General features: G+C 72.3%; 26 protein-coding genes. 10 read left to right on the top strand and 16 right to left on the bottom strand.

All coding sequences use genetic code 11. The features are described from left to right. Nucleotides 1-4: 4 nt before the first annotated feature. From ADK55_RS20550 to ADK55_RS20540, 3 genes are all read right to left on the bottom strand, one after another. Nucleotides 5-796 carry a putative protein N(5)-glutamine methyltransferase gene (locus ADK55_RS20550; RefSeq protein ID WP_053680807.1) on the bottom strand — a complete coding sequence of 264 codons (792 nt, stop codon included), beginning with the start codon at nucleotides 794-796 and terminating at the stop codon, nucleotides 5-7. A 114-nt stretch (nucleotides 797-910) separates the two neighbouring features. Continuing rightward, on the bottom strand, nucleotides 911-2,155 hold the full coding sequence (locus ADK55_RS20545) for a GNAT family N-acetyltransferase (RefSeq protein WP_053680805.1): 1,245 nt from the start codon (nucleotides 2,153-2,155) through the stop codon (nucleotides 911-913). A 128-nt stretch (nucleotides 2,156-2,283) separates the two neighbouring features. Further along, entirely contained in the window at nucleotides 2,284-2,901 is a 618-nt protein-coding gene (locus ADK55_RS20540) for a hypothetical protein (RefSeq protein ID WP_053680802.1), read from the bottom strand. Nucleotides 2,902-3,033: 132 nt separating this feature from the next. Between ADK55_RS20540 and dtd the strand changes: the two genes are divergently transcribed. Then, nucleotides 3,034-3,459, top strand: coding sequence for a D-aminoacyl-tRNA deacylase (gene dtd, locus ADK55_RS20535; protein ID WP_053680800.1), 426 nt, complete (start codon nucleotides 3,034-3,036; stop codon nucleotides 3,457-3,459). Between the two features lie 33 nt (nucleotides 3,460-3,492). Here dtd and ADK55_RS20530 read toward each other — a convergent pair whose 3' ends face one another. The 10 genes from ADK55_RS20530 to ADK55_RS20490 all read right to left on the bottom strand — a co-directional run bounded on the left by ADK55_RS20530 (nucleotide 3,493) and on the right by ADK55_RS20490 (nucleotide 10,810). Then, entirely contained in the window at nucleotides 3,493-4,461 is a 969-nt protein-coding gene (locus tag ADK55_RS20530) for a YgfZ/GcvT domain-containing protein (protein ID WP_053680799.1), read from the bottom strand. A 55-nt stretch (nucleotides 4,462-4,516) separates the two neighbouring features. Beyond that, entirely contained in the window at nucleotides 4,517-4,984 is a 468-nt protein-coding gene (locus tag ADK55_RS20525; RefSeq protein WP_053680797.1) for a Fur family transcriptional regulator, read from the bottom strand. A gap of 79 nt (nucleotides 4,985-5,063) precedes the next feature. Beyond that, nucleotides 5,064-5,636, bottom strand: coding sequence for an FABP family protein (locus ADK55_RS20520; protein WP_053680795.1), 573 nt, complete (start codon nucleotides 5,634-5,636; stop codon nucleotides 5,064-5,066). A 327-nt stretch (nucleotides 5,637-5,963) separates the two neighbouring features. Further along, nucleotides 5,964-6,227 carry a DUF3099 domain-containing protein gene (locus ADK55_RS20515; RefSeq protein ID WP_053680860.1) on the bottom strand — a complete coding sequence of 88 codons (264 nt, stop codon included), beginning with the start codon at nucleotides 6,225-6,227 and terminating at the stop codon, nucleotides 5,964-5,966. Between the two features lie 173 nt (nucleotides 6,228-6,400). After that, nucleotides 6,401-6,691 carry a DUF1416 domain-containing protein gene (locus tag ADK55_RS20510; protein ID WP_053680793.1) on the bottom strand — a complete coding sequence of 97 codons (291 nt, stop codon included), beginning with the start codon at nucleotides 6,689-6,691 and terminating at the stop codon, nucleotides 6,401-6,403. 78 nt (nucleotides 6,692-6,769) lie between these two features. Continuing rightward, nucleotides 6,770-7,615 carry a sulfurtransferase gene (locus tag ADK55_RS20505; protein ID WP_053680791.1) on the bottom strand — a complete coding sequence of 282 codons (846 nt, stop codon included), beginning with the start codon at nucleotides 7,613-7,615 and terminating at the stop codon, nucleotides 6,770-6,772. Between the two features lie 190 nt (nucleotides 7,616-7,805). Next, nucleotides 7,806-7,889: a putative leader peptide gene (locus ADK55_RS41005; RefSeq protein ID WP_350206375.1), complete on the bottom strand. Its 84-nt coding sequence runs from the start codon at nucleotides 7,887-7,889 to the stop codon at nucleotides 7,806-7,808. 161 nt (nucleotides 7,890-8,050) lie between these two features. Further along, a complete protein-coding gene (locus ADK55_RS20500; RefSeq protein ID WP_053680789.1) occupies nucleotides 8,051-8,767 on the bottom strand; it encodes a DUF2993 domain-containing protein in 717 nt (238 codons plus the stop codon). Nucleotides 8,768-8,847: 80 nt separating this feature from the next. After that, complete coding sequence (locus ADK55_RS39930; protein WP_234350169.1) at nucleotides 8,848-10,545, bottom strand: hypothetical protein; 1,698 nt, start codon at nucleotides 10,543-10,545, stop codon at nucleotides 8,848-8,850. Nucleotides 10,546-10,555: 10 nt separating this feature from the next. Further along, nucleotides 10,556-10,810, bottom strand: coding sequence for a MoaD/ThiS family protein (locus ADK55_RS20490; protein WP_053680787.1), 255 nt, complete (start codon nucleotides 10,808-10,810; stop codon nucleotides 10,556-10,558). A gap of 459 nt (nucleotides 10,811-11,269) precedes the next feature. On the opposite strand from ADK55_RS20490, the gene ADK55_RS20485 reads away from it, so the two are divergent. From ADK55_RS20485 to ADK55_RS20465, 5 genes are all read left to right on the top strand, one after another. Continuing rightward, a complete protein-coding gene (locus tag ADK55_RS20485; RefSeq protein ID WP_053680785.1) occupies nucleotides 11,270-12,061 on the top strand; it encodes a winged helix-turn-helix transcriptional regulator in 792 nt (263 codons plus the stop codon). A gap of 24 nt (nucleotides 12,062-12,085) precedes the next feature. After that, on the top strand, nucleotides 12,086-13,108 hold the full coding sequence (locus tag ADK55_RS20480; RefSeq protein WP_053680783.1) for a LacI family DNA-binding transcriptional regulator: 1,023 nt from the start codon (nucleotides 12,086-12,088) through the stop codon (nucleotides 13,106-13,108). A gap of 137 nt (nucleotides 13,109-13,245) precedes the next feature. Next, a complete protein-coding gene (locus tag ADK55_RS20475) occupies nucleotides 13,246-14,469 on the top strand; it encodes a S1C family serine protease (protein ID WP_053680781.1) in 1,224 nt (407 codons plus the stop codon). A gap of 50 nt (nucleotides 14,470-14,519) precedes the next feature. Next, complete coding sequence (locus ADK55_RS20470; protein WP_053680779.1) at nucleotides 14,520-15,266, top strand: response regulator transcription factor; 747 nt, start codon at nucleotides 14,520-14,522, stop codon at nucleotides 15,264-15,266. Continuing rightward, entirely contained in the window at nucleotides 15,263-16,735 is a 1,473-nt protein-coding gene (locus ADK55_RS20465; RefSeq protein ID WP_053680777.1) for a sensor histidine kinase, read from the top strand. Before ADK55_RS20470 ends, ADK55_RS20465 begins: the two co-directional genes overlap by 4 nt. On the opposite strand, the gene ADK55_RS20460 is transcribed toward ADK55_RS20465, so the two are convergent. Continuing rightward, a complete protein-coding gene (locus tag ADK55_RS20460) occupies nucleotides 16,715-17,593 on the bottom strand; it encodes a phosphatidylinositol-specific phospholipase C (protein ID WP_234350168.1) in 879 nt (292 codons plus the stop codon). The two genes, ADK55_RS20465 and ADK55_RS20460, sit on opposite strands and share 21 nt — an antisense overlap. A 77-nt stretch (nucleotides 17,594-17,670) precedes the next feature. After that, nucleotides 17,671-18,240: a TetR/AcrR family transcriptional regulator gene (locus ADK55_RS20455; RefSeq protein WP_053680774.1), complete on the bottom strand. Its 570-nt coding sequence runs from the start codon at nucleotides 18,238-18,240 to the stop codon at nucleotides 17,671-17,673. Nucleotides 18,241-18,405: 165 nt separating this feature from the next. On the opposite strand from ADK55_RS20455, the gene ADK55_RS20450 reads away from it, so the two are divergent. Continuing rightward, nucleotides 18,406-19,188 (top strand): alpha/beta fold hydrolase, encoded by a 783-nt coding sequence (locus tag ADK55_RS20450; RefSeq protein WP_053680773.1) that lies wholly within the window; start codon nucleotides 18,406-18,408, stop codon nucleotides 19,186-19,188. 105 nt (nucleotides 19,189-19,293) lie between these two features. Here ADK55_RS20450 and ADK55_RS20445 read toward each other — a convergent pair whose 3' ends face one another. Next, nucleotides 19,294-21,111 (bottom strand): bifunctional metallophosphatase/5'-nucleotidase, encoded by a 1,818-nt coding sequence (locus ADK55_RS20445; RefSeq protein WP_053680770.1) that lies wholly within the window; start codon nucleotides 21,109-21,111, stop codon nucleotides 19,294-19,296. 118 nt (nucleotides 21,112-21,229) lie between these two features. On the opposite strand from ADK55_RS20445, the gene mshD reads away from it, so the two are divergent. The 3 genes from mshD (at nucleotide 21,230) to ADK55_RS20430 (ending at nucleotide 25,562) form a co-directional block, all read left to right on the top strand. Next, nucleotides 21,230-22,159 carry a mycothiol synthase gene (mshD, locus tag ADK55_RS20440; protein WP_053680768.1) on the top strand — a complete coding sequence of 310 codons (930 nt, stop codon included), beginning with the start codon at nucleotides 21,230-21,232 and terminating at the stop codon, nucleotides 22,157-22,159. Nucleotides 22,160-22,387: 228 nt separating this feature from the next. Then, nucleotides 22,388-24,637: an RNA degradosome polyphosphate kinase gene (locus ADK55_RS20435; RefSeq protein ID WP_053680766.1), complete on the top strand. Its 2,250-nt coding sequence runs from the start codon at nucleotides 22,388-22,390 to the stop codon at nucleotides 24,635-24,637. Next, nucleotides 24,618-25,562, top strand: coding sequence for a CHAD domain-containing protein (locus tag ADK55_RS20430; RefSeq protein WP_053680764.1), 945 nt, complete (start codon nucleotides 24,618-24,620; stop codon nucleotides 25,560-25,562). The genes ADK55_RS20435 and ADK55_RS20430 overlap by 20 nt, the downstream gene beginning before the upstream one ends. The last annotated feature ends 15 nt before the right edge of the window (nucleotides 25,563-25,577 follow it).

The following is a 25,577-nucleotide window of genomic DNA, read 5'->3' as shown; positions in this document are numbered from 1 at the left end:
CCGTTCAGGCGCCCGGCCGGGCGCCGATCACCACGTTCGCATACAGCTCCCGCGAGCCGACCGCCCGTACCGTGAGGCCGCCCGCGGCCAGTGCCGACGCCGTCACCGGGGACTGCCGGGCGCTCGTCTCGATCAGCAGGTGCCCGCCGGGCGCCAGCCAGTGCAGCGCCCCGGCCGCGACCCGGCGGTGGACGTCCAGACCGTCGGCGCCGCCGTCCAGGGTGGTCAGCGGTTCGTGTTCGCGGGCCTCCGGCGGCAGGAAGCCGATCTCCTCCGTGGGCACGTAGGGGGCGTTGACCACCAGGACGTCCACCCGCCCCGTGAGGTCCCCGGGCAGCGCCGCGTACAGGTCGCCCCGGTGGACGGTCCCGCCGTACGGGGCCACGTTCCGGCGGGCGTAGCCGACGGCCACCTCGTCGATGTCCGACGCGTGCAGCTCGACGCCCGGGACCTGCGAGGCCACCGCCGCGCCCAGCGCGCCCACTCCGCAGCACAGGTCGACGACCACCGCGCCGGGCCGGGCCAGCGCCACGGCCTCCCGCGCGAGGAACTCGCTGCGCCGGCGCGGTACGAACACCCCCTCGCCCACCTCCATGCGCAGGCCGCAGAAGCCCGCCCAGCCCACCACCAGCTCCAGGGGCTCGCCGGCGACCCGGCGTGCCAGCATGCCCGCCAGGTGTCCGTCGTCCCGCGCGGCGGCCGTCAGCAGGTCCGCCTCCTCCTCCGCGAAGACACAGCCGGCCGCGCGCAGGCGTTCCACGAGTGTTGCCACGTACCTCAGTCCTCGGTTTCCCATCCGTGACGTCCAGGGTCTCCAGCCGCGCCGGATCCGCCAGGATGTCGATCGCGACGATACGTCCGCCGCGCACCGTGAACTCCATGTCCCTGACGGGGTACGGGGACGGGCCGGTCAGAACACGTCCGGGCACCACGGCCGGCGAGCCGTGCGGAAGGCCGCGTCGGCGAGCGCCAGCGCCCCCGGCCGCTCCTGCGTGACCTGCCCCAGCGCGGCCAACCGGACCGCCGACTCGTCGCCGAGGTACAGGGACCCCAGCGCGGACACGTCGAGGCGCAGGTCGGCGGGCTCCTCCGTACGGGCGCAGTCGCCGGTGCCCGTGTCCAGCCGGTAGCGCCCGTCGGCCAGGCCCTCCGCGTCGGTCACCTCCAGGACGAGGACCCCCGGCACGGCGTACGTCCGCGCGCTCAGCGCCCGTACGACGTCGAGCACCCGCACCCACAGGAAGTCGGCGGCGGTCACCAGGCGTGCGGCCCGCGGATCGGGCAGCAGCAGCGGGGCGAGGTCGTCGGGGGCCCGGTATCCGGTGCGGACCTTCTGCACCCAGTCGATGGAGCACAGGAAGTGCCACAGGGCCCGCTGCGCGTCGACGGTGACCGCGATCAGGTCCTTGACCTGCACGGTGTTCTGCGGGAGCTTCGCGTCGCTCCACTGGTCGTCGGCCCGGTAGACGGCGATCCCGGCGGGTTCGCCGTCGGCCGTGCGGTGGACGGCGTGGAACGACTCCTTGTAGGGGCGGTGGGACATCTGCTCCGTGCCGGACGCCAGGTTCCACCAGCGCTCGTCGCGGTCGACGGTGCCGTGCGCGTGCGCGCGCAGCCGCTCGTGGAGGGCGGCGCCGATCCGGCGGGCCTCGGCCGCGTCCACCAGGTCGATCCGCCCGCCGTCCCCGGGCCCGGACCAGCGCGGGTCCAGGCCGGTGCGGGCCACCTCGATCTCCCACTCGGCGATCGAGGTGGCGGGCCCGTAGCCGTACCGGCCGTAGATCGGGTACTCGGCGGCGATCAGCGTGGACAGCACTTCGCCGCGGTCCTTCGCGGCCGTCAGGTCGGCGCGCATCATCCGCGTCAGCAGGCCCCGGCGGCGGTGCGTGGGCGACACGGTGACGTTGGAAACGGCGTCGGCGACGACGACGGCCCCGCCGGGAACGGTCAGCTCCTGCGCGAAGGACCGGAAGGTGGCGACGCAGCGGCCGGCCTCGGAGTCGAAGGCGCCCCGGATGCGGGCCAGGTCGCCGTACTCGGCCCGTTGGGCGACGTCGGAAACGGTGACGGGGGCGGTGGTGAGGAAGCCGGTGTTGAGGGCTCGGAGCCAGTCGGGGAGTTCGGAGGCGGCGATCGGCCGGACATCGGTGGTCATGGCCGGCCACGCTAACCGCCGCGCCGCGAGCACGTCGCCTGAATTTCCGCCGCCCCGAAGCGGCCCGCTCACCGCCGGCCCCGGCGCCCCCGCGGCTACGCCAGGCGCCGGCCCCGGCGCCCCCGCGGCTACGCCAGCAGGTCGTCCACCTGTGCCTCGCCCTCCCGGTACCGGCGGGTGATCTCCGCGCCGGCCTCGTCGGCGGTGCGCTGCAACCGTTGCCGGCGCCGGGAGACCTGCTGCTCGTAGCGCACCAAGCGGCCCATCGCCTCGTGCAGTTCGTCGTCCGTGCGGGCGCCCAGGTCCGAAAGCTCCACGTCGCAGAGCATCTCCGCCTCCAGCAGCCGGAACTCCTCGCTGTGCGGGGCGGCGAGCGTGACGTGCCGGGCCGAGGCGCTGCGGCTGGACGGGGCGTCGGCGAGGATCTCCGAGAGCCGGTCCACCACCGGCGTCTCGGGGTTCGCGCGCCGGGCCGCCTCGGGGTCGCAGCGGCGGGCGAGTTCGGCGCGCAGGATGTCGATGCGGCCGTGCAGGAGTCTGCGTACGTAGCTGAGATCGGCCTCGTCGCGCTGCGCGTCCCGGCGCAGGGCACGCAGTTCGGGCAGCCCGAGGGCGGTGGCGGGGGTGGTCGGCCCCTGCGACTCGCCGGTGCGCTGCGCGGGAGGTCTCACCGTCGCCGCCGCGACGTCGGCGGCCGTCGCCGCCGCCGAAGCGGGCGCAGGTACGGAGGTACCAGAAAGATTCATGTGAACGTGTCCGTCCCCTCGACCGGTGCCGGAGGCACCGCCTGCGTGCATCGTGCCACTGTCCGTGGTGTGGATGCAGTCCCACTGCACCCGATCGGCCCCGGACGGGTGCACGCCTGATACACAGGTGGTATGCGAGCAGTGGTGCAGAGGGTGGACGGCGCGAGCGTCGTGGTGGCCGGCGAGACCGTCGGGGAGATCGTCGGCGAGGGACTGTGCGTCCTGGTCGGGGTCACCCACGACGACACGCCGGAGAAGGCGGAGCTGCTGGCCCGCAAGCTGTGGTCGGTGCGGATCCTGGAGGCGGAGAAGTCCTGTAGCGACGTGAACGCCCCGCTGCTGGTGATCTCCCAGTTCACGCTCTACGGCGACGCGCGCAAGGGCCGCCGCCCCACCTGGAACGCGGCGGCGCCCGGCCCGGTGGCCGAGCCGCTGGTCGACGAGGTCGTGGCGCGGCTGCGGGCGCTGGGCGCGACGGTGGAGACGGGCCGGTTCGGGGCGGACATGCGCGTCTCGCTGACCAACCACGGCCCGTTCACCATCGTCATCGACGTGTAGGGCTCGCCGTGACGGCGCCCCCACGTGGGCCCGTCAGGGCGCGACGACGACCTCCTGCGCGGCGGCCGTCTTGCCGACGAGCAGCGGCGCGTCCAGCGGGACGTTCCGCTTGACCAGCGCCAACGCGATCGGCCCCAGCTCGTGGTGGCGGACGGCCGTGGTCACGAAGCCCAGCTGCCGGCCCTCCTCGCCGTCGGCGGCGAGCCGTACGGGCGTGCCGTGCGCCGGGAGCAGCACCTCGGAGCCGTCCAGGTGCAGGAACACCAGCCGGCGCGGGGGCTTCCCCAGGTTGTGGACGCGGGCGACGGTCTCCTGCCCCCGGTAGCAGCCCTTCTGGAGGTGGACGGCGGTGCCGATCCAACCCAGCTCGTGCGGGATGGTGCGGTGGTCGGTCTCCAGGCCCAGACGCGGCCGGTGCGACTCCACGCGCAGGGCCTCGTACGCCAGGAGGCCCGCGGCGGGGCCGTGCGCGGCGGCGAACGCCTCCAGGTCCTCGCGGGGCACGAAGACGTCCCGGCCGTGCGCGGTCTCGCGGACGGCGAGTTCCTTCGCGACCTCGGCGATCGAGCCGGCCGGCAGGTGGACGACGGCGAACTCGGCCGTACGGTCGGCGACTTCGACGCGGTAGAAGAACTTCATGGACTCCAGGTAGGCGATCAGCGCCTCCTGGGTGTCGGGCTCTACGTGCGCCCAGACCGTCTCGCCGTCGTCGACGAGGTACAGGGCGTGCTCGATGTGCCCGTTGGCGGAGAGGATCAGCGCCTCGGTGGCCTGTCCGGGCGGCAGGTCGGTCACGTGTTGGGTGAGCAGCAGGTGCAGCCAGCTCAGCCGGTCCGTGCCGGTGACGGTCACGACCCCGCGGTGGGAGAGGTCCACGAACCCCCGGCCGTCCGCGAGTGCGCGTTGTTCGCCGTACAGCTCTCCGTAGTGGGCGGCGACGCCCTCGTCGCGGCCTTCGGCCGGTACGGCGCCGGGGAGATGGAGCAAGGGGCTGCTGGTCATGCCACCAGCGTACGACCCCGGACCCGACGATCCCACGGGGTGTCGTGCGGCGGTGCTACGTCTCGGCGGCGCGGTGCTTGGCGGCGTCCTTCGCGCAGAGCCCGAAGATCGCGAAGTGCTTCATGTCGGTCTCGAAGCCGAAGGTGGAGCGGAGCTTCGCGGTGAACTCGGCGGCCACGTCCAGATCGGCCTCGATCACCTCGGCGCAGTCGCGGCACACCAGGTGGATGTGGTGGTGCCGGTCGGCGAGGTGGTAGGTGGGGGCGCCGTGTCCGAGGTGGGCGTGCGAGACCAGTTTGAGCTCCTCCAGGAGCTCCAGCGTGCGGTAGACGGTGGAGATGTTGACCCCGGAGGCCGTCTTGCGGACCTCGACGAGGATCTCGTCGGGGGTCGCGTGCTCCAGTGCGTCGACCGCTTCGAGCACGAGTTGGCGCTGCGGGGTCAGCCGGTATCCGCGCTGCCGCAGGTCGCTCTTCCAGTCGAGTCCGCCGTCGGCGGTCCCGGTGCCCTCGGTGCTCACCACCCGGCCAGTGTAAGCGCGCGAAAGGGACCGCGGGCGGTCCCGGGGTCCCCTTCTCGCACAGGCTGTGGAAAACGGCCGATCAGCGGAAGAACGCGATGCCGTCGTCCGGCATGTCCGGCAGGTTGCGCGCCATGTCGGCGATCTCCTCCGGGGTGACGACCTTCTTGAGCTGGGCCGACATGTAGGGGCGCAGCTCGACGTCGGGCGTGGCCTTCTCGCCGACCCACATCAGGTCGCTCTTGACGTAGCCGTACAGCCGCTTGCCGCCGCTGTACGGGCCGGAGGCCGCCGTGCGGGCCACCGCGTCGGTGACGACGTCGATCTGCGGCTTCTGGTCGGCGAGGTCGCCGTACCAGACCTCGACGACGCCCTGGTCACGGACCATGACGATCTCGACCTTGCGGTCCTTGTCGATGCGCCAGTAGCCGGACTCGGATTCGAGCGGCCGCACCTTGTTGCCCTCGGAGTCGAGCACCCAGGTGTGGGAGGCGTACTCCAGGAAGTCCCGGCCGTCGTGGCTGAAGACGACTTCCTGGCCGAAGTTGCACTTCTCCTCGCCGGGGAAGTCGAAGACTCCCGCGCCCTCCCAGTTGCCGAGGAGGAAGGCGAGCGGGACGAGGCCCGGGTTCAGGTCGGACGGGATCTGGATCATGTGTGGCTGCTCAGGCGATCTGTGGGAGGGATCCGGGAGGGACGGCTGCCGATCAGGGGGTCAGCGCTGGCCCTGGTACAGCTTCTTCACGGCGAGGGCGGTGAAGGCGAGCACGCCGACGCAGACCAGGACCAGCAGGGCGGAGAAGAAAGTCTCAAGCACGGGAGGTGCTCCTCGAAGGTTGCGTTCGGGGGGTCCCCCCGGGACGGAGTCCCCGGAGGTACGGGGCCGGTCCCCAAGCCTACTGGCCCGGGACCCGGCGCACTCTGCGAGGTGGGCCGTACCGGTGGCGGGCCGGGCGTCCGGCCCCGCGTCCGGCGGGGCGCGTCATTCGTCGCGGCGGTGCTTGCCGTCCAGTTCGTCCCACCACTCGTCCGACTTCTTGTCGCCCGAGGGGTCGTCCCACCAGCGGTCGTCCGGGCCGCGCCGGTTCGCGATCATCGCGGCGACCGGCGGGATGACCATGGCGACGACGCACATCGCCACGGCGGCCGGCACGGAGAAGAGCCGTACGAAGGACCAGGCCGAGACGAAGAGGAAAAGGCAGCCGCCCATCATGAGGAAGTAGGCGCGGCGCCGCCGGGCGTACATGCCTCCAGCGTAGGTCCGGGACCGGCCGCCGCGCAGGATCCGGGACGGGCCCCCGCGCACGAGCCGGGACGGGCGCTCGTGCACGGGCCGGGACGGCACGAAGGGCCGCACCCCGTTCCAGTGGCGTCCAACCCCCTGGGGTGCGGCCCTCCGGCCGTTCTCGTCTGGAGCGATCAGACGGCGATGGCCACGTCCGTCACGCCGCCGGCGTCCGCGACGACGACGGCCCGGTCCGCCTGGCCGCCCGGGACGAGTGCCCGCAGCGTCCAGGAGCCGGTGGCCGCGTAGAAGCGGAACTGGCCGGTCGCGGAGGTCGGGACCTCCGCGGTGAACTCGCCGGTCGAGTCCAGCAGCCGCACGTAACCGACGACGGGCTCGCCGTCCTTGGTCACCTGGCCCTGGATGGCGGTCTCACCGGGCTTGAGGGTGGCGAGGTCGGGCCCGCCGGTCTTTGCTCCACACATGTCTCTGTCCTGTCCTGGAGGGGTCTGCGTACGTACTGCGGGCGGCGCGGCCCCGCGGGCCCGCAGGGGCTGCTCGGGTTACTTGGCGGCGCCGAGCTCGATCGGCACGCCGACGAGCGAGCCGTACTCGGTCCACGAACCGTCGTAGTTCTTGACGTTCTCCTGGCCCAGGAGCTCGTGCAGCACGAACCACGTGAGCGCGGAGCGCTCACCGATGCGGCAGTAGGCGATGGTGTCCTTCGCCAGATCGACCTGCTCGGCCTCGTAGAGGGCGGTCAGCTCGTCGTCGGACTTGAAGGTGCCGTCGTCGTTGGCGTTCTTCGACCACGGGATGTTGCGGGCGCTCGGCACGTGGCCGGGGCGCTGCGACTGCTCCTGCGGAAGGTGCGCCGGTGCGAGCAGCTTGCCGGAGAACTCGTCGGGCGAGCGGACGTCGACCAGGTTCAGGGAGCCGATCGCGGCGACGACGTCGTCACGGAAGGCGCGGATGGACTTGTCCTGGGCCTTGGCCTTGTACTGGGTGGCCGGGCGGTTCGGGACGTCCTTGCCGTCGACCAGGTCGCGGGAGTCGAGCTCCCACTTCTTGCGGCCGCCGTCGAGGAGCTTGACGTCCTGGTGGCCGTAGAGCTTGAAGTACCAGTAGGCGTAGGACGCGAACCAGTTGTTGTTGCCGCCGTAGAGGACGACGGTGTCGTCGTTGGAGATGCCCTTGGCGGAGAGGAGCTTCTCGAAGCCCTCCTGGTCCACGAAGTCACGGCGGACCGGGTCCTGGAGGTCGGTCTTCCAGTCGATCCGGACGGCGTTGGTGATGTGGTTCTTGTCGTAGGCGGACGTGTCCTCGTCCACCTCGACGATGACGACGTCGGCGTCGTTCAGGTGGGCCTCGACCCAGTCGGCGTCTACGAGGACGTCGCTGCGGCTCATGGTGTTCTCCTCCGGGGCAGTGTGCGGCGGGGTGGTGCTGGTGCTGCTGCGGGATGGTGCTGCGGGTGCGCGCCGCGGACGGATCGGCCTCGCGGTACCCGGGCGGGGAGGCGTCGGGCGGGCGGAAGGCGGGGTGCGGTCACGCGGGGAAGGCCAGTCGTCCGGCCGGTGGAGCGGATGCGCTCACACGTCACATGGATCGACAGAGCATGGCGGCGACGCGACACAGGTCTACTGCCCGCCGCTTCGTGAGGTCCGCCTGCTGATGCTTCATAGTCATGGATCGTAGGGACGAATCGACCGCCCTGTCACCGGTGTGTCATATGTCGAGACAGGATCGTCCGAATGATGGACGAGAAAGCCCCGGCAGGCCGCTCGGGCGGCCTCCGGGGCTCTTCGCGCGACCCACCCTTCTGAGGGGCGGACCGCACCGTCTCACGATCCGGCCAGCGACACGTTCGTGCCGGTCAGCGCCAGATGCACGCCCGCCTCGTCCGACGTCAGGGTGGTGAGCTTCAGTCCGGCCGGCAGACCGGCGTCGAGCCGGCGGTCGAAGTCGGTCTTCTTGCGGACGACCTTCTCGATCCCCGGGATCCCCTCGCCCGGAACCTCCTCGGCGCGCACCCGGACGATCTTGCCGCCCGGGGAGTCCTTCGCGTCCTCCAGCGTGACGGTCGAGATCACGCTGCGGGTGAACTTCCGGCCGAGGAAGTCCACCGTCGCGCTGACCTTCACCTTGCCCGGCTGTCCGCCGTAGGAGACGGTCACCCCGGTCTCCGAGGCCGCGGTCAGGTCCGCGTACGAGACCAGGGCCTTGCCCTCGGCCCTGCCGGCCGTGCCGCCGCTGTAGTCGCTGTTCAACTTCACGTCGTGGAAGGCGGCTTCGATCCGCGTCAGCCGTGCCTTGCGGCCTTCGGCGGAGGCGTCCACGCCCGTGAGCACCAGATCCACCTGCTCCAGCCGGTGGTCCAACGCCTGGGTCAGGAACGGAAAGCCGTGGATGTCCACCTTCACGTCACCCGACAACCCCTGCCGGGACTGGATCTTGTCGGCCAGTTGGTTCTCGGCGTAATCGACCGCCCAGCGGTCGGCGCCCACGAACAGGGCCCCCAGGATCACTCCGATGATGACGATGGCCCGCAGAAAACGCACGTGCCCCTCCCCCAATAGATCAGTACGTGCGCTCTAGTTGACCACGCCTGGAAAGGGAGGGGTCGAACGTGCGGCCGACGTCAGCCCACCACCCGGCCCATCAGGTAGACGGCGGGAGCCGCCGCCGCCAGCGGCAACGCGACACCGGCCGTCATGTGGACGAACTTCGACGGGTAGTCGTACGCGGCCACCCGCAGGCCGACCAGGGCGCACACCCCGGCGGCCAGACCGAGCAGCGCCCCGCCGGTCCCGATGCCCGTCATCGTGCCGACCGCGATGCCCGCACCCGCCGCGGCGGCCAGCGAGACCGCCACGGACGCCGGCGCGGGCAGCGGCAGGGCCCGGGCGAAGACGGCGACCGCCACGGCGGCCCCTCCCACGCTGACGGCCTCGGAGCCGGCCGCCAGGTACCCGGCGCAGACGATGGCGAGGGCGGCGGAGGCCACCGAGGCCATGAGTCCGTACATCCGCTCGTCGGGGTCCGCGTGACTGCGGAGCTGGAGCACCAGCGTGAGCAGCACCCAGGCACCGAGGGTGCCGATGATCGCGCCGGGCCCGTTCACGTCGTCCACGGCGAGCACGGCGGCGTCCGCGACCACGGCGCCGAGGAAGGCGAGGGCGATGCCCTGACGGGCGGGCCACATGCCGTTGAGGCGGAACCAGCCGGCCGCGGTGAGGCCCTGGAGGGCGATCAGCGGCACGAGCAGCGCGAGGTCGCCGAACGCGGCGGCCGCGGCCAGCAGCAGTCCGAGGGCGGCGGTCAGTATCGCCGACTGCGGACCGGGGCCGATGATCGGCGACCGACCCTCGGCGCGGGCCTGCGCCGGGTCGACGGCGCGGAGCGTGTTGCCCGCGAGCGTCGGCGGGGAGTACTCGGACCGCGTACCGGGGTCGGCGTCGGGGTCCGGGGAACCCCGTGCGGGCTCCGGGGCGGCCGTCACCGGCGGCAGATAGGCGGTGGCCTCCACGGCCGGCTCCGCGGTCTGCGGCGGCAGGTACGCCGTCTCCTCCGCCCAGCCGGCCGCGGCGGGCGGGGCGGCGGGGGCGGGGGCTTGGGCCGCCGGGGCCTCCTCGCGGAACCACCCCTCGGGCACCACGGGCTGCCCGTACGACGCCTGCTGCGGCGGCTGCGCCTGGAACTGCTGGGGCTGGAACTGCTGTCCCTGCGACTGCTGGGGCTGCTGGGGCTGGAACTGCTGTCCCTGCGACTGCTGGGGCTGCTGCGACTGCTGGGGCTCCTGGTACGGAGGCAGGTACGCCGTCTCGGCCCACTCCTGGGCGGGCGCCGCCTGCGCCTCCTCGCGGAACCAGGCCTCCGGCGCCACGGGCTGCCCGTACGACGCCTGCTGCGGCTGCTGCTGGGGCTGGAACTGCCCTTGCGACTGCTGGGGCTGCTGCGACTGCTGGGGCTGGAACTGCTGCCCCGGCTGCTGCTGCTGGAACTGCTGTCCCTGCTGCTGCGGCTGCCCCGGCTGCGGCTGCCCGGAGTCCTGGTACGGCTCCCGGTACGGCGGCGGGTACGCCGTCTCGGCCCACTCCTGGGCGGGCGCCGCCTGCGCCCCCTCGCGGAACCAGGCCTCGGGCGCCGCGGGCTGCGCCGGCTGCTGCCCGCTCCGGCCCGGGACCCCGCCGAGCTGCGGCTGCATCGGCTGGTAGCCGGTGTCCCAGGTGTCGGCCTGCCAGGTCTGCGTCCCGTACGGATCGTACGGATCGTGCTGTTGCTGCTCCTGCTCCTGCTCTTGCTGCTGCCTGCGCTGTTGCTCTTCGGGGGTACTCATGGGCTCCCGCTCACCCGCCCGCGAACGGCGGAAGCACCTCGACGGTGCCGCCTTCCGTGAGCAGGACGGCATCGTGCGGGCGCTTGCCCACAGGTTCTTCGTTCACGAGGAAGGAGCAGCGCAGCAGGACCCGGGTCAGTTCTCCCGGGTGGCGTTCGCGCACGGCGTCGAGCGCCTCGCCCAGTGTCCGCGCCGCGTACGGCTCCTCCGCCGTCCCGGCGGCGGCCTTGGCCGCCGCCCAGTAGCGGATGGTTCCGGTTGCCACAGCTGCTCCCCTCGTCGGCTCTCTGTTCGTCGGCATCCATGATGACCCCTCCGAACACCCACCCCCGTGTGCCTCCGCGCGCCCCGAGTGCGCCCGCGTGCGGCGACCAGAGGCCGCCGATCAGACGAAACCGGGGCATACCCTGGTGACGGGCGTGGCAGGAACCACAGAAGGGGTTCGCCGGAGCCTCTGCCCCGAAAGGGCCGGTGGGCTATTCTGGCGGCGTAGAGGATCCGGGCAACGTTGCCCCCGGGTCCTTTTGTGCTTTCAGCGCGTTGAACGGACCGAGAAGAGTGCGTCACCCCGGACCCCAGGGCGCGGGGACCGGGGGGGCGAGGCAAGTCGTACGAAGCAGTGCCGCGAAAGTCCTCGACGGGACCGAGGAGGAACCGACGTGATGGACCAGCGATCCGTGCACACGCACGTGCACAAACGCCCGACCCGGGCAGGTGGTCGGGCATGAGCTCTCTCCTGCTGCTGACCAACGCCCTGCAGCCGTCGACCGAGGTGCTGCCCGCCCTCGGCCTGCTGCTGCACAACGTACGGGTGGCGCCCGCCGAGGGACCGGCCCTCGTGGACACCCCCGGAGCCGATGTCATCCTCATCGACGGGCGCCGCGACCTCCCGCAGGTGCGGTCGCTGTGCCAGCTGCTCCGCTCGACGGGCCCCGGCTGTCCGCTCGTCCTCGTCGTCACGGAGGGCGGTCTGGCCGCCGTCACGGCCGACTGGGGCATCGACGACGTCCTCCTCGACACCGCCGGGCCCGCCGAGGTGGAGGCGCGCCTGCGGCTCGCCACCGGCCGGCAGCAGATGGGCTCCGACGACTCCCCGATGGAGATCCGCAACGGCGATCTGTCGGTCGACGAGGCCACCTATTCGGCGAAGCTGAAGGGCCGGGTCCTGGACCTGACCTTCAAGGAGTTCGAGCTGCTCAAGTACCTCGCGCAGCACCCGGGACGGGTCTTCACCCGCGCCCAGCTGCTCCAGGAGGTCTGGGGATACGACTACTTCGGCGGCACCCGGACGGTCGACGTCCACGTGCGTCGGCTGCGGGCCAAGCTCGGCCCCGAGCACGAGTCGCTGATCGGGACCGTGCGCAACGTCGGCTACCGCTTCGTCACGCCCGAGAAGGTCGAGCGGGCGGCGGCGGAAGCGGCGGCCCAGGCCGCCGCGAAGGCGGCGGCGGCCCTCCCCCGTCCGGAGGAGACCCCGGTGCAGATCGAGTCTGCGGGACGGCCTGCCCAGAGGTAGGTCACCCCGCGTAGACTGCCGCGCGTGGCCAAGGTGACGCGGGATGACGTGGCGCGACTTGCGGGTACCTCTACCGCCGTCGTGAGCTATGTCATCAACAACGGACCCAGGCCGGTTGCCCCGGCCACGCGCGAGCGTGTACTCGCCGCGATCAAGGAGCTGGGCTACCGGCCCGACCGGGTCGCGCAGGCCATGGCGTCCCGGCGCACCGACCTCATAGGCATGATCGTCCCGGACGCCCGGCAGCCGTTCTTCGCGGAGATGGCGCACGCGGTCGAACAGGCCGCCGCCGAGCGCGGGAAGATGGTCCTGGTCGGCAACTCCGACTACCGCGACGAGCGCGAGGTCCACTACCTGCGGGCCTTCCTCGGCATGCGGGTCTCCGGGCTGATCCTGGTCAGCCAGGGCATGAGCGAGCGCGCCGCCTCGGAGATCGAGGCGTGGGACGCGCGGATCGTGCTGCTGCACGAGCGTCCCGAGGCCATCGACGACGTCGCGGTGATCACCGACGACATCGGCGGCGCGCAGCTCGCCACCCGGCACCTGTTGGAGCACGGGCACCCGTACGTGGCCTGCATCGGCGGCGTCGAGAACACCCCGTCGGTCGGCGACCCGGTCGCGGACCACGTCGAGGGCTGGCGGCGGGCCATGCTGGAGGCCGGGCGCTCGGTGGAGGGGCGGCTCTTCGAGGCCCCGTACAACCGCTACGACGCGTACACCGTCGCCCTGGAGGTCCTGTCGGGGCCGAACCGGCCCCCGGCGATCTTCTGCGCCACCGACGACCAGGCCATCGGTGTGCTGCGGGCGGCGCGGGAGCTGCGCATCGACGTACCGGGCGAACTGGCCGTGGCCGGCTTCGACGACGTCAAGGAAGCGGCGCTGACGGACCCGCCGCTGACCACCATCGCCTCCGACCGCACGGCGATGGCGCGCGCGGCGGTGGACCTCGTGCTGGACGACGCCCTGCGGGTGGCGGGCTCGCGCCGGGAACGGCTCAAGCAGTTCCCGTCGGCGCTGGTGATCCGACGGTCCTGCGGCTGCCACTAGGACCTCTCCGTCGGTCGGGCTCGGGCATCCCCGAGCCCGATCCCGACCCCTGTCCTTATATCGGGCATACGCGGTTCTGTCGGGCTTCTCAGCCGGGACTCAGGAAGCTCTCATGATCCCCGGACACAGTCATAGACATGACCGAGAGCTTCCGCCGCGAAGGCGAGTACCCCCAGGAGAACCGCCCCCAGCCCGAGCCGTTCGGCGAGGACTGGCAGCGCGGACGTGACCGGCTCGCCCAGGAGGCCGCGGCGGGCGCCTACCCGCCGCCGCCCCCGTACCCGCCCGCCGCGCCGGCGCCCGGTTGGCACGAGGCGCACCGGCCGCCCGTCGTCCCGGGCGAGACGGTGCCCGCCGAAGACGGCGGCCGGGACCGGCCCGCCCCCGCCCCGGAAGGGCCCGCGCACGCCGGGCCGGCCCGCGCCAAGCGGCCCGTGGCCCTGCTGGCCGCCGTCGCGCTGGCCGCCGCCGTCGTGGGCGGTGGCACCGCCGCGGCGGTGCAGCAGTACCTCGGCGGGCAGAACACCGGCGGCTCCGGCATCAGCGGCACCAACGTCTCCCAGTCCAGCAACGGCACCGTCTCCGGCGTGGCCGAGCAGGTCAGCCCGTCCGTCGTGCGCATCGACACCCGCACCTCGTCCGGCCAGGGCACCGGCTCCGGCATCGTCCTCACCGCCGACGGGGAGATCGTCACCAACAACCACGTGGTCGAGGGGGCTTCCGAGATCCAGGTGACGATGAGCGACGGCAAGAAGTACACCGCCAAGACCGTCGGCACCGACCCGGACAAGGACCTCGCCCTGATCAAGCTCCAGGGCGCCAGTGGCCTCAAGGCGGCCAAGCTCGGCAACTCCGACGGGCTCAAGGTGGGCGACGAGGTCGTGGCCATCGGCTCCCCGGACCGGCTGACCGGAACCGTCACCAGCGGCATCGTCTCCGCCCTGAACCGCGACGTGAACGTGCCCAAGTCCGAGCAGCAGGCCCCGCAGGGCCGCCAAGGCGGCGGCTGGCCGTTCTCGTACGAGGGACAGCAGTTCAACGGGAACACCGGCCAGAACACCACCTCCTACAAGGCCATCCAGACGGACGCCTCGCTCAACCCCGGCAACTCCGGCGGAGCCCTCGTCAACATGAACGGCGAGATCGTCGGAATGCCCTCCGCGATCTACTCCCCCTCCAGTGACAGCAGCAGCGCCGGCAGCGTCGGCCTCGGCTTCGCCATCCCGGTCAACACCATCAAGGCCGACCTCGACTCCCTGCGCGGCGGCGGCAGCGGAAGCGGCAGCGCCGGCAACGACGGCGCCGACTCGGGCGCCGGCGACTCGGGCGGCGCCGCCAACGGCTTCGGGACCTCCTTCTAGGCGCCCCGTGCGAGTCTGATAGGACCGACCACCACCCCCGGGGGACCCACATGAACGCCGCCGAAGGCGACCAGCAGCGCATCCTCGTCGTCGACGACGAGCCGGCCGTCCGCGAGGCCCTGCGCCGCTCCCTCGCCTTCGAGGGATACGGCGCGCGGACCGCGGTCGACGGCCTGGACGCCCTCGACCAGGCGGTCTCGTACGCCCCCGACCTGATCGTGCTGGACATCCAGATGCCGCGGATGGACGGCTTGACCGCGGCCCGGCGGCTGCGCGCCGCCGGCAGCACCACCCCGATCCTGATGCTGACCGCCCGCGACACCGTCGGCGACCGCGTCACCGGCCTCGACGCGGGCGCCGACGACTACCTGGTGAAGCCGTTCGAGCTGGACGAGCTGTTCGCTCGGGTCCGGGCACTGCTGCGGCGCAGCTCGTACACCGCGCCCGCGGCCGGCGGGCCGGAGCCCGAGGACGCGCTGACCTTCGGCGACCTGCGGATGGACCTCGCGACCCGCGAGGTGACCCGGGCCGGGCGGCAGGTGGAGCTGACCCGCACCGAGTTCACGCTGCTGGAGATGTTCCTCGCGCACCCGCGCCAGGTCCTGACCCGGGAGCAGATCCTGAAGACCGTCTGGGGCTTCGACTTCGAACCCAGCTCCAACTCCCTGGACGTGTACGTGATGTACCTGCGCCGCAAGACCGAGGCCGGCGGGGAGCCGCGCCTGGTCCACACCGTGCGCGGGGTGGGATACGTGCTGCGCGCCGCCGGGGCCGGGGACCACGGAGGGCCCGAGTGAACCCGGTCGCCGGATTCCGCGCGCTGCCGCTGCGCTCCCGGCTGGCGCTGCTGGTCGCGGTCGCGGTCGCGGTCGCCGTGGCCGCCGTGGCGGCGGTGTCCTGGGTGATGGTGCGCGCCCAGCTGCGGGACCAGCTGGACCGCTCGCTGATGGCCACCAACCCGAACCCGCAGGTGGGGCGGGTACTGGACGGGGGCCGCTGTGTGACCCGCCCCGCCGAATCGCAGCAGGACATCGCCGGGAACCTGAACGCGACGGTCCAGATCGTCACCGACCAGGGCGGGCACTGCTGGGTGAGCGGGCCGGCGACGCTGCCGGTGACCGCCATCGACAGGGAGATCGCGGCGGGCAAGCGGCGGGCCACCCTCCAGGACGTGACAACCTCCGAAGGCGTCGACATGCGCGTCTACACGACGCCCGCGCAGGTGGTGTCCGGCGGGCCCGTATTCGGCATCTCCATCGCCAAGCCGCTCGCCGACATCGACAAGCCGCTGTCCACGCTGGCCTGGGTACTGCTCCTGGTGTCCGGCATCGGTGTCGTGGGCGCGGGCGCGGCCGGCCTGTGGGTGGCCCGTACCGGTCTGCGGCCGGTCGACGAACTCACCGGCGCCGTCGAGCACATCGCCCGTACCGAGGACCTCACGGTGCGGATCCCCGACGAGGGCGAGGACGAGATCGCCCGGCTGTCTCGGTCCTTCAACTCGATGACCGCCGCACTGGCCTCCTCCCGGGACCGGCAGGCCCAGCTGATCGCGGACGCCGGTCACGAGCTGCGCACCCCGCTGACCTCACTGCGGACGAACATCGAGTTGCTGGCGCGCAGCGAGGAGACCGGCCGGGCGATTCCGCCGCAGGACCGCCGGGAGCTGCTGGCGTCGGTGAAGGCGCAGATGACGGAGTTGGCGTCGCTGATCGGGGACCTCCAGGAGCTGTCCCGCCCGGACGCGGCCTCGCCGGGCCCGCTCGGGGTGGTGGCCCTGCACGAGATCGTCGGGTCCGCGCTGTCGCGGGCCCGGCTGCGCGGTCCGGAGTTGACGTTCGGCTCGTCGCTGGAGCCCTGGTACGTGCGGGGCGAGGCGGCGGCGCTGGAGCGTGCGGTGGTCAACGTCCTGGACAACGCGGTGAAGTTCAGCCCGCCCGGCGGCCGGGTCGAGGTGGCGCTGCACGCCGGGGAGCTGACCGTACGGGACCACGGGCCGGGCATCCCGGACCAGGACCTGCCGCACGTCTTCGAGCGGTTCTGGCGGTCCCCGTCGGCCCGCGCCCTGCCCGGCAGCGGGCTGGGCCTGTCGATCGTGGCCCGTACGGTGGGCCGCGCGGGCGGCAGCGCCGAGCTGCGGGCGGCCCGGGACGGCGGCCCGGGCACGGAGGCGGTGCTCCGCATCCCGGGCGCGCCGACCCCTCCGCCGGCAGCGGATCCGCAGGCGTCACCGCCCGCGGGCGGCGCGTCAGTTGTGCCGGATCAGTGAGGTGACGAGTCCGGAGCGGGTGTTGGGGAAGTCCATGGGGACGATGCCGAGCCCGGTCCGGCCGGCCATCTCCCCGCCGTCCACGAAGCCGTGGACCTGCGGGTTGAGTCGGTCGGAGTTCCAGCGCGGGGGCATGTAGGCGGCGGTGCTGGCGTAGTTCACGAACAGCTTCCCGGGCTGCTGCACGGCCTTGCGGAAGTGGTTCTCGATCCGGCCCCGCTTGGCGAAGGGCTCGGTGTTGTAGTCGTCCTGGATGTCGAAGACGTTCCCGTCGCCGTACCGCAGGCCGGGCAGTCCGCCGTTGTCGGCGAGCAGCACCACCTTGCCGCGGGCCTGTCCCAGGGACGAGGGCAGGGTGTCGGCGATCCGGAAGAGGGGACGCCAGCCCCGGTTGTCGAGGTAGTCGTCGAAGACGGCGCGGAAGGTGGCGTCGCTGTCCTCGGAGTACTCCTGCTTGACGCGCATCAGCACGGTCTCGGAGGGGTGCGCGGCGAGGAAGTTCCCACAGTCGACGAGGACGTCCCCGAACATCAGGTCCTGGAAGAAGGCCGCGTGGTGGATGGCGAACGAGCCGCCCGTGACCCGACATCGGACGTCGAGGAAGCGGATGCCCGCGTCGAGCTGCTGCGCGATCGAGGTGTTCTGGCAGGCGACGTAGAGCCCGCCCTTGCGGGCGCCGGAGTCGTGGGTGCCGGGGATGGTCATGCGCTGGAGGGGGGTGGAGTCGGCGAGGCCGGCCATCCAGTCCTGTGTGCCGAGCGTGGCCGCCGAGGCCCGGCCCGCCGCCCCCGTCCCGAGGGCGGCTCCCGCCGCCAGCGCGCCGACCAGGAACCTCCGCCGGTCCATTCCGCTTCCCATGCCCGCCCCTTCGCCGACCCAGTGGTGGGACGGGATCATGGCATGCGGGACCGGGCATTGCTACCCATCGGTAGTGGTCAGCTTTCGAGCAACTCCGCCATGGCGCGCAGGCCTTGGGCGAGCTCGTGGCCGTCCGGCGCCGCCTCCGGGTCGGTCAGGCACTGCACCATCACGCCGCTGAGCAGCGCGATGTGCACCGAACCGAGGGCCCGTACGTCCGCTTCGGAGACCTCTTCCTCGGGGACGCCCCGGAGTTGGGCCGCGACCATGCGCCGGGACCGGCGCTGGCCCTCGGCGAGGATCGCGAGGACCTCGGGCGAGGACTGCGCGTGGACGAAGGCCTCGACGTTGGCGATCCACAGCCAGCGCATGTCGCCGAAGTCCCGGATCTTGCGGTCCCAGGTGTCGGCGTACCGCTCCTCGGCGGTGTCCCCCTCGCCGGCGAGCCGGCCGGCCGCCGCGGCCCACTCGTCCATGGCGTCGAACAGCGCGCGGTTCAGGAGCGCCTCGCGCGAACCGAAGTGGTAGCCGATCGCGGCCATGCTCACCTTCGACGCCGAGGCGATGTCGCGCACGGTCGTGCGCAGATAGCCCTTCTCCTCCAGGCAGCGGCGCGCTCCGGCCAACAGGTCCTCGCGATTTCCCATGCGGGGATCGTATCCGCGCCCCGGTTCTTGGGCGCTCGCCTCAGGCAGATGCCCTACACATGCGTATTGCGCGCTTGCCCAAATGCCGGCAGCCTTGAACCGGAACACCGATCGATCCGACCCGTCGATCGATCCGACCGATCACACCCGGGGAGAAGCCACGCCATGCGCCACGAGCTGAAGATCGACGACCGCACCCTGTCCCACCTGGACTTCGGCGGCCCCGGCCGCCCGCTGCTCGTGCTCCACGGCGGCCTCTCCGAAGGCGCCGCCTTCACCGGCCTCGCCGCCCACCTCGGCGACGCCTGGCGGGTCATCGCCCCCGACCAGCGCGGCCACGGCGACTCCGACCGGGCCCCCGACTACCGGCGCGAGGGCTACGTCGCCGACGCCGTGGCCCTCCTCGACCACCTCGGCCTCGACGCCCCCGTCGCCGTCCTCGGCTACTCCCTCGGCGGCCTCAACGCGATCCACCTGGCCGCCGCCCACCCCGACCGGGTCCGCGCGCTCATCGACGTGGACGCCGGGCTGGAGGTCGACCCCGACGGGCCGGAGCCGTTCCCCTTCCTGCGCGGCATCCCGTACACCGGCGAGAGCCCCGAGGCGCTCCTCGCGGCCGTCGGCCCGATCATCGCCCAGTTCGTCACCGGCGCCCTGCGACCGCTGCCCGACACCGGGCACTGGCGGCTGCCGTTCCACCCGCAGGACATGCTCGACTCCATCCACGCCTGCCGGGGCGACCACTGGGACGCCTGGCTGGCGAGCACCTGCCCCGCCCTGCTGATCCACGGCACCCGCAGCGCGGCCCTCCCGCGGCGACTGGCCGACGCGATGGTCACCCGACGGCCGGGAACCTCGTACGCCCCGCTCGACGGGGACCACTTCGTGCCGTTCACCGACCCGCGGGGCTTCCACGAGGCCGTCGGGGCGTTCCTCGACCGGCTCTGAACCCTTCCCGGCGGCGCCGGGGACCGCCGGGAACGCCGAAGGGGCGACGGGCCGCCGGGCCCGTCGCCCCTTCGGGCGCGCTGTGCGCGAAAGTGTCGCCTGGTGTTACTTGACGATCGTGATCCGGTTCGCCGCCGGCGGCGCGATCGGGGACTCCTGCGAGGAGTTGTTCGTCAGGTAGGCGTTGAAGCAGTCCAGGTCGGACGCGCCCACCAGCTTGTTCTTGTGCTCCTTCAGGACGGTGAAACCGTCACCGCCGCCCGCGAGGAACTCGTTCATCGCGACCCGGTAGGTCTTGGCGGGGTCGATGGCCGCGCCGTTCAGCTTCACCGAGTCCACGACGATGCGGTCCGCGCCCGCCTTCGTCAGGTCCAGGGTGTACGTGAAGCCCTTCGAGACCTGGAGGATCTTCGGGTTCGGGCCGTTGACCGTGCCGCTGACCTGCTGCTGAAGCGCGGTGATCAACTGCGCGCCGGTCAGGTCCACGATGTTCATCATGTTGGTGAACGGCTGGACCGTGAAGGACTCGCCGTACGTCACCACACCGTCGCCCTCGGCCCCGGAGGCCTTGAAGGCGAGGTCCGAACGGATGCCGCCCGGGTTCATGACGGCCAGCTGCGCACCACCCTTGTCGGCCGGGGCCAGGGCCTCCAGCTGCGCGTCGGCGATCAGGTCGCCGAGCGGCTTCTCGGGCGCCTCCGAGCCGCGACCCGGGATGTCGGCCGAGATGAAGCCCTGGGGGCGGCTCGCGATCGGGGCCGCCAGCTCGTTCCAGCGCCGGATCAGGTCGCTCATGTCCGCGGCCTTGGGCTGCTCGCGGCCCACGACCTTGTTGACCGGCTTGGGCGAGGTGACCGGCGTACGGACGATGTCCTTGGTCTGCCGGTCGTACGTGAGCGTGGTGTCCGTGTACAGCCGACCGATGGAGGCGGCCGAGGTGACCGTGCGCGGGTTGCCCGCCGGGTCGGGGATGTTGCACGCGTACGCCTGGTGCGTGTGGCCGGTCACCAGCGCGTCGACCTTGGGGTCGACCTTCTTGGCGATGTCCACGATCGCGCCCGAGATGCCGGCGCCCGCGCCGGGGGTGTCGCAGTCGTAGTTGTACGCGCCGCCCGCGGGCAGACCGCCCTCGTGGATGAGCGCGACGATCGACTTCACGCCCTGCTTGTTCAGCTCCGCGGCGTACTTGTTGATCGTCTCGACCTCGTCGCCGAACTTGAGGCCCTTGACGCCCTCGGCGGTGACGACGTCCGGAGTGCCCTCCAGGGTGACGCCGATGAAGCCGATCTTCACGTCCCCCTTCTTCCAGACGAAGGTGGGCGACATCAGCGGACGCTTGGTCTTCACGTCCGTCACGTTCGCGGCGAGGTACTGGAACTCCGCTCCGGTGAACGTCTTGCCGTACTCGAAACAGCCCTCGGTGGGGTGGCAACCGCCGTACGCCATGCGGCGCAGCTCGGTCTTGCCCTCGTCGAACTCGTGGTTGCCGACGCTGGAGACGTTCAAGCCGAGCTTGTTCATCGCCTCGATGGTCGGCTCGTCGTGGAAGAGCCCCGACAGCATCGGGCTGCCGCCGATCATGTCACCGGCCGCGGCGGTGACGGAGTACTCGTGGCCCTTGCGGGCTTCGCGCAGGCTCGTCGCCAGGTACTCGACGCCGCCCGCGGGTATGGCCTTGGTGGTGCCGTCCGCCTGGCGTTCGGTCACGGTGCCGGAGGAACCCTGCGGGGGCTCCAGCGTGCCGTGGAAGTCATTGAACGAAAGCATCTGAACGTCGACGGTCCGGCTCTTGGCCGCACCGCCACCACTCGCGGCTCCGGCCGGAAGGGCGGCGGCGACCAGGGCTCCGGCGCCGGCCGTGGCGGCGAGAGCGGCGAGGGTCAACCGGCGGGCTCGGCGGTGCCGTTGTGGCTTCGCTGACATTTAGTCCCCTTTGCGGACAGCGAGACAACTTGGGAGGTCCGCCGCAGCCTATTGTCAACGCGCGTAGCACGACAGGGGCTAATGGGTTACGGGCTGGTTGCGGTCGTACGGTGGGGTCATGACTGACGCAGCAGCGGCCCTGGAGCCGGGACGGCAGATTGAGACCCTCGACGAGCTGACGGAGGAACAGGCCGACGCCGTACTCACCCTGATCACGGACGCCGCCCGCACCGACGGCACCACCGCCGTGTCCGAACAGGGACGCATCCAGCTCCGCGGCGGACCCCGCGAGGGCATCCGGCACTTCCTGCTCACCGCCGACGGACGCCTCACCGCGTACGGGCAACTGGAGGACACCGACCCGGTGGAGGCCCCCGCCGCGGAACTCGTCGTCCACCCCTCCCTGCGCGGCCGCGGCCACGGCCGGGCCCTGGGCACCGCCCTGCTGGCCGCCTCGGGCAAGCGCATCCGCGTCTGGGCCCACGGCGGCAAGTCCGCCGCCCGGCACCTCGCGCAGGTCCTCGGTCTGACCCTGTTCCGCGAACTGCGCCAGCTGCGCCGCCCGCTCGGCCCGGAGGCACCGCCGCTGCCCGAACCCGCCCTGCCGGCCGGGGTCACCGTACGCACCTTCGTCCCCGGCGCCGACGACGCGGCCTGGATCGCGGCGAACGCGGCCGCCTTCGCCCACCACCCCGAGCAGGGCTCCCTCACCGAACGGGACCTGGCCGACCGCATCGCGCAGCCCTGGTTCGACGCCAAGGGCTTCTTCCTCGCGGAACGCGACGGCGAACTGATCGGCTTCCACTGGACGAAGATCCACGCCGAGGAGCGGCTCGGCGAGGTCTACGTCGTCGGCGTCCGCCCCGGCGCCCAGGGCGGCGGCCTCGGCAAGGCCCTCACCGCGATCGGCCTGCGCCACCTCGCGGCGGCCGGCCTGCCCACCGCGATGCTCTACGTGGACGCCGACAACCCGGCCGCCCTCGCCGTGTACGAGGGCCTCGGCTTCACCACCCACGAGGTGGACCTGATGTACCGCACCGAGAGCTGAGGCGCCGCCCGAACCGCTCCGTTCGGGCTCCCGCGGTGCGCGGGAGCCCGAACGGAGCAATCCGTCACCCCGGCGTCCTCCCGTGCGCCAGGCGGACCCTGGAAGCCATTCGCCATTAACCGGGCATTAAGAAGCGCTTGCCAGCATCCGACCATGCAGCCCCGACTCCGCCTGACGGCCGACACTTCCGACGCGCCTGTCCTGCCGCGTGCGCGGAAGAATGGAGTCATGAGCCACAAGCCCAGCGTCGGCCCCACCGAGGTCCCCGCCCAGCACCCGTCTCACACGCCCGCCACGGCGAAGTCGCAGCTCGGCTCCATAGCCGCGCACCGCCCGAACGTCGGCCACGTCGATCTCGATCCGGACCTCGACGCCGATCCGGACACCTACGACGACAAGGAGGGCGGCGAGCTGCCCCCCGGGCGGTTCCTCGACCGCGAACGCAGCTGGCTCGCCTTCAACGAACGGGTGCTGGAGCTCGCGGAGGACCCCGCCACCCCGCTGCTGGAGCGCGCCAACTTCCTGGCGATCTTCGCGAGCAACCTCGACGAGTTCTTCATGGTCCGCGTCGCCGGCCTCAAGCGCCGCATCGCCACCGGCGTCGCCACCCGCTCCGCCTCCGGCCTCCAGCCCCGCGAGGTACTGGACCTGATCTGGACCCGCTCGCGCGAGCTCATGGCCCGGCACGCCGCCTGCTACCAGCAGGACATCGCCCCGCAGCTCGCCGAGGAGGGCATCCACCTCATCCGGTGGCCCGACCTCACCGAGAAGGAGCAGGCGCGCCTCTTCACCCTGTTCCGCAACCAGATCTTCCCGGTCCTCACCCCGCTGGCCGTGGACCCCGCGCACCCCTTCCCGTACATCTCCGGCCTGTCCCTGAACCTGGCCGTCGTCGTGCGCAACCCGGTCAGCGGCCACCGCCACTTCGCCCGGGTCAAGGTCCCGCCGCTGCTCTCCCGCTTCCTGGAGGCCTCCCCTCAGCGCTACGTCCCGCTGGAGGACGTCATCGCCGCGCACCTGGAGGAGCTGTTCCCCGGCATGGAGGTGCTCGCGCACCACATGTTCCGGGTCACCCGCAACGAGGACCTCGAAGTCGAGGAGGACGACGCGGAGAACCTCCTCCAGGCCCTGGAGAAGGAACTCATGCGGCGCCGCTTCGGCCCGCCCGTCCGCCTGGAGGTCGAGGAGTCCATCGACCCCGGCGTCCTCGACCTCCTCGTACAGGAACTCAAGGTCAGCGCCGCCGAGGTCTACCCGCTGCCGGGCCCCCTCGACCTGACCGCCCTCTTCGGGATCTCCTCCCTGGACCGGCCCGAGCTGAAGTACCCCAAGTTCATCGCCGGCACCCACCGCGACCTCGCCGAGGTGGAGTCCGCGTCCGCGCCCGACATCTTCGCCGCGCTCCGCGAACGGGACGTGCTGCTGCACCACCCGTACGACTCCTTCTCCACCTCCGTACAGGCCTTCCTGGAACAGGCCGCCGCCGACCCGGACGTCCTCGCGATCAAGCAGACCCTGTACCGGACCTCCGGCGACTCCCCCATCGTCGACGCCCTCATCGACGCCGCCGAATCCGGCAAGCAGGTCCTCGTACTCGTCGAGATCAAGGCCCGCTTCGACGAACAGGCCAACATCAAGTGGGCGCGCAAGCTGGAGGAGTCCGGCTGCCACGTCGTCTACGGGCTCGTCGGCCTCAAGACCCACTGCAAGCTGTCGCTCGTCGTCCGCCAGGAAGGCGACCAACTGCGCCGCTACTCCCACGTCGGAACCGGCAACTACCACCCCAAGACGGCCCGCCTCTACGAGGACCTCGGCCTGCTCACCACCGACCCGCAGGTCGGCGCCGACCTCTCCGACCTCTTCAACCGGCTGTCCGGCTACTCGCGCCGCGAGACCTACCGCCGACTGCTGACCGCCCCCAAGTCGCTGCGCGACGGCCTCGTCTCCCGCATCGACAAGGAAGCCGACCACCACCGGGCCGGCCGCCCCGCGTACGTCCGACTGAAGATGAACTCGATCGTCGACGAGGCCCTCATCGACTCCCTCTACCGGGCCGCCCGCGCGGGCGTCCCGGTCGACATCTGGGTCCGCGGCATCTGCGCCGTGCGCCCCGGCGTCCCCGGGCTGTCGGAGAACATCCGCGTCCGCTCGATCCTCGGCCGCTTCCTCGAACACTCCCGGGTCTTCGCCTTCGGCAACGGCGGCGAACCCGAGGTGTGGATCGGCAGCGCCGACATGATGCACCGCAACCTCGATCGTCGCATCGAGGCACTGGTCAGGGTCGCCGACCCGGCCCACCGCACGTCACTGGACCGACTCCTCGAAATCGGCATGTCCGACGACACCGCCTCCTGGCACCTGGGACCGGACGGCGAGTGGACCCGGCACGCCACGGACTCCGAGGGCCAGCCGCTGCGGCACGTACAGGAGATGCTCATAGACGCCCGGAGGCGCAGGCGTGGCTCAGCCAAACCATGACCCCCTGGCAGGCGACGTGCTCGGCACGTACCTGCGGTCCCAGGCCACCGCATTCCTGCGCGCGCTGCGCCTGCACGGCGACGGCGCGGCAGGGGCGGCCGACACCGCCGAGGGAACCGACGCGGCGCGCGGCCTGCGGGGGGCCGCGCGCCGGATCGCCGGCTCCCTGGGCACCTTCCGGGTGGTGACCGAGTCGGCCTGGGCCGACTCGCTGCGCACGGAACTCGTCTGGCTGTCCTCGACCCTCGCCGACGAGCACGCGTACGCCGTCCGCCTGGCGCGGCTCATGGACGCCCTGCACCGGCTCTCCGGAACCCCCGAGGTGCCCGCGCCCCGGGGCACCGCCGGCGCCCTCACCGTGGGCTCGGCCCGGGCGGGCGCACTGCTGGAACGGCAGCTCACCCTGGCCCGGACCCGCGCCCACTCGGCCACCCTGTCCGCCCTCGGCTCGTCCCGGTTCCACGCGGTCGCCGACGCGGTGGCCGTCCTCGCCTCCGAGGTCCCGCTCGACCCCGTCGCGGCCCGCGGCCGGGTCGACGACGTACTGGTCCCACTGGCCGAGGTGGCCGAAACCCGACTGGTCGGCGCCGTGGACGCGCTCCCCGCCCCCGAGGGCGGCACCCCGTACTCCGCGCACGAGGACGGCGCCTGGCACGAGGTACGCCGCCTCCTGCGGGTCCACCGGTACGCCCGGGAAACCCTCGGCGACGACGTGACCCGGCTCGCCGCCGCCGGCGAGGCCCTGGACCACCACCGCGACGCCTCCGAAGCCGCCGCCGCCTCCGCGACCGCCGCCCGCACCCCCCGCATCGCCCCGGCCACCGCGTACGCCCTCGGCGTCCTGCACGCCGACCAACGCCACGCGGTCGAGGCGGCCCGCCAAACCTTCCACACCCTCTGGCACCCCACCCCGGCCCTCCCCTGACCGCACCCCCAGCCC

Source organism: Streptomyces sp. WM4235 (assembly GCF_001279725.1).
Classification (GTDB): domain Bacteria; phylum Actinomycetota; class Actinomycetes; order Streptomycetales; family Streptomycetaceae; genus Streptomyces.
Note: the sequence above shows the minus strand (reverse complement) of the source record. Positions and strands in the feature narration are given on the sequence as shown.

Coding starts and splice junctions, on each gene's coding strand:
- ADK55_RS20550 (WP_053680807.1), bottom strand. CDS start 796: ATGGGAAACCGAGGACTGAGGTACGTGGCAACACTCGTGGAACGCCTG.
- ADK55_RS20545 (WP_053680805.1), bottom strand. CDS start 2,155: ATGACCACCGATGTCCGGCCGATCGCCGCCTCCGAACTCCCCGACTGG.
- ADK55_RS20510 (WP_053680793.1), bottom strand. CDS start 6,691: ATGTGTGGAGCAAAGACCGGCGGGCCCGACCTCGCCACCCTCAAGCCC.
- ADK55_RS20540 (WP_053680802.1), bottom strand. CDS start 2,901: ATGAATCTTTCTGGTACCTCCGTACCTGCGCCCGCTTCGGCGGCGGCG.
- ADK55_RS20515 (WP_053680860.1), bottom strand. CDS start 6,227: ATGTACGCCCGGCGGCGCCGCGCCTACTTCCTCATGATGGGCGGCTGC.
- ADK55_RS20445 (WP_053680770.1), bottom strand. CDS start 21,111: ATGTCAGCGAAGCCACAACGGCACCGCCGAGCCCGCCGGTTGACCCTC.
- mshD (WP_053680768.1), top strand. CDS start 21,230: ATGACTGACGCAGCAGCGGCCCTGGAGCCGGGACGGCAGATTGAGACC.
- ADK55_RS20470 (WP_053680779.1), top strand. CDS start 14,520: ATGAACGCCGCCGAAGGCGACCAGCAGCGCATCCTCGTCGTCGACGAC.
- ADK55_RS20530 (WP_053680799.1), bottom strand. CDS start 4,461: ATGACCAGCAGCCCCTTGCTCCATCTCCCCGGCGCCGTACCGGCCGAA.
- ADK55_RS39930 (WP_234350169.1), bottom strand. CDS start 10,545: ATGAGTACCCCCGAAGAGCAACAGCGCAGGCAGCAGCAAGAGCAGGAG.
- ADK55_RS20455 (WP_053680774.1), bottom strand. CDS start 18,240: ATGGGAAATCGCGAGGACCTGTTGGCCGGAGCGCGCCGCTGCCTGGAG.
- ADK55_RS20505 (WP_053680791.1), bottom strand. CDS start 7,615: ATGAGCCGCAGCGACGTCCTCGTAGACGCCGACTGGGTCGAGGCCCAC.
- ADK55_RS41005 (WP_350206375.1), bottom strand. CDS start 7,889: ATGAAGCATCAGCAGGCGGACCTCACGAAGCGGCGGGCAGTAGACCTG.
- ADK55_RS20520 (WP_053680795.1), bottom strand. CDS start 5,636: ATGATCCAGATCCCGTCCGACCTGAACCCGGGCCTCGTCCCGCTCGCC.
- ADK55_RS20475 (WP_053680781.1), top strand. CDS start 13,246: ATGACCGAGAGCTTCCGCCGCGAAGGCGAGTACCCCCAGGAGAACCGC.
- ADK55_RS20435 (WP_053680766.1), top strand. CDS start 22,388: ATGAGCCACAAGCCCAGCGTCGGCCCCACCGAGGTCCCCGCCCAGCAC.
- ADK55_RS20485 (WP_053680785.1), top strand. CDS start 11,270: ATGAGCTCTCTCCTGCTGCTGACCAACGCCCTGCAGCCGTCGACCGAG.
- dtd (WP_053680800.1), top strand. CDS start 3,034: ATGCGAGCAGTGGTGCAGAGGGTGGACGGCGCGAGCGTCGTGGTGGCC.
- ADK55_RS20460 (WP_234350168.1), bottom strand. CDS start 17,593: ATGGGAAGCGGAATGGACCGGCGGAGGTTCCTGGTCGGCGCGCTGGCG.
- ADK55_RS20450 (WP_053680773.1), top strand. CDS start 18,406: ATGCGCCACGAGCTGAAGATCGACGACCGCACCCTGTCCCACCTGGAC.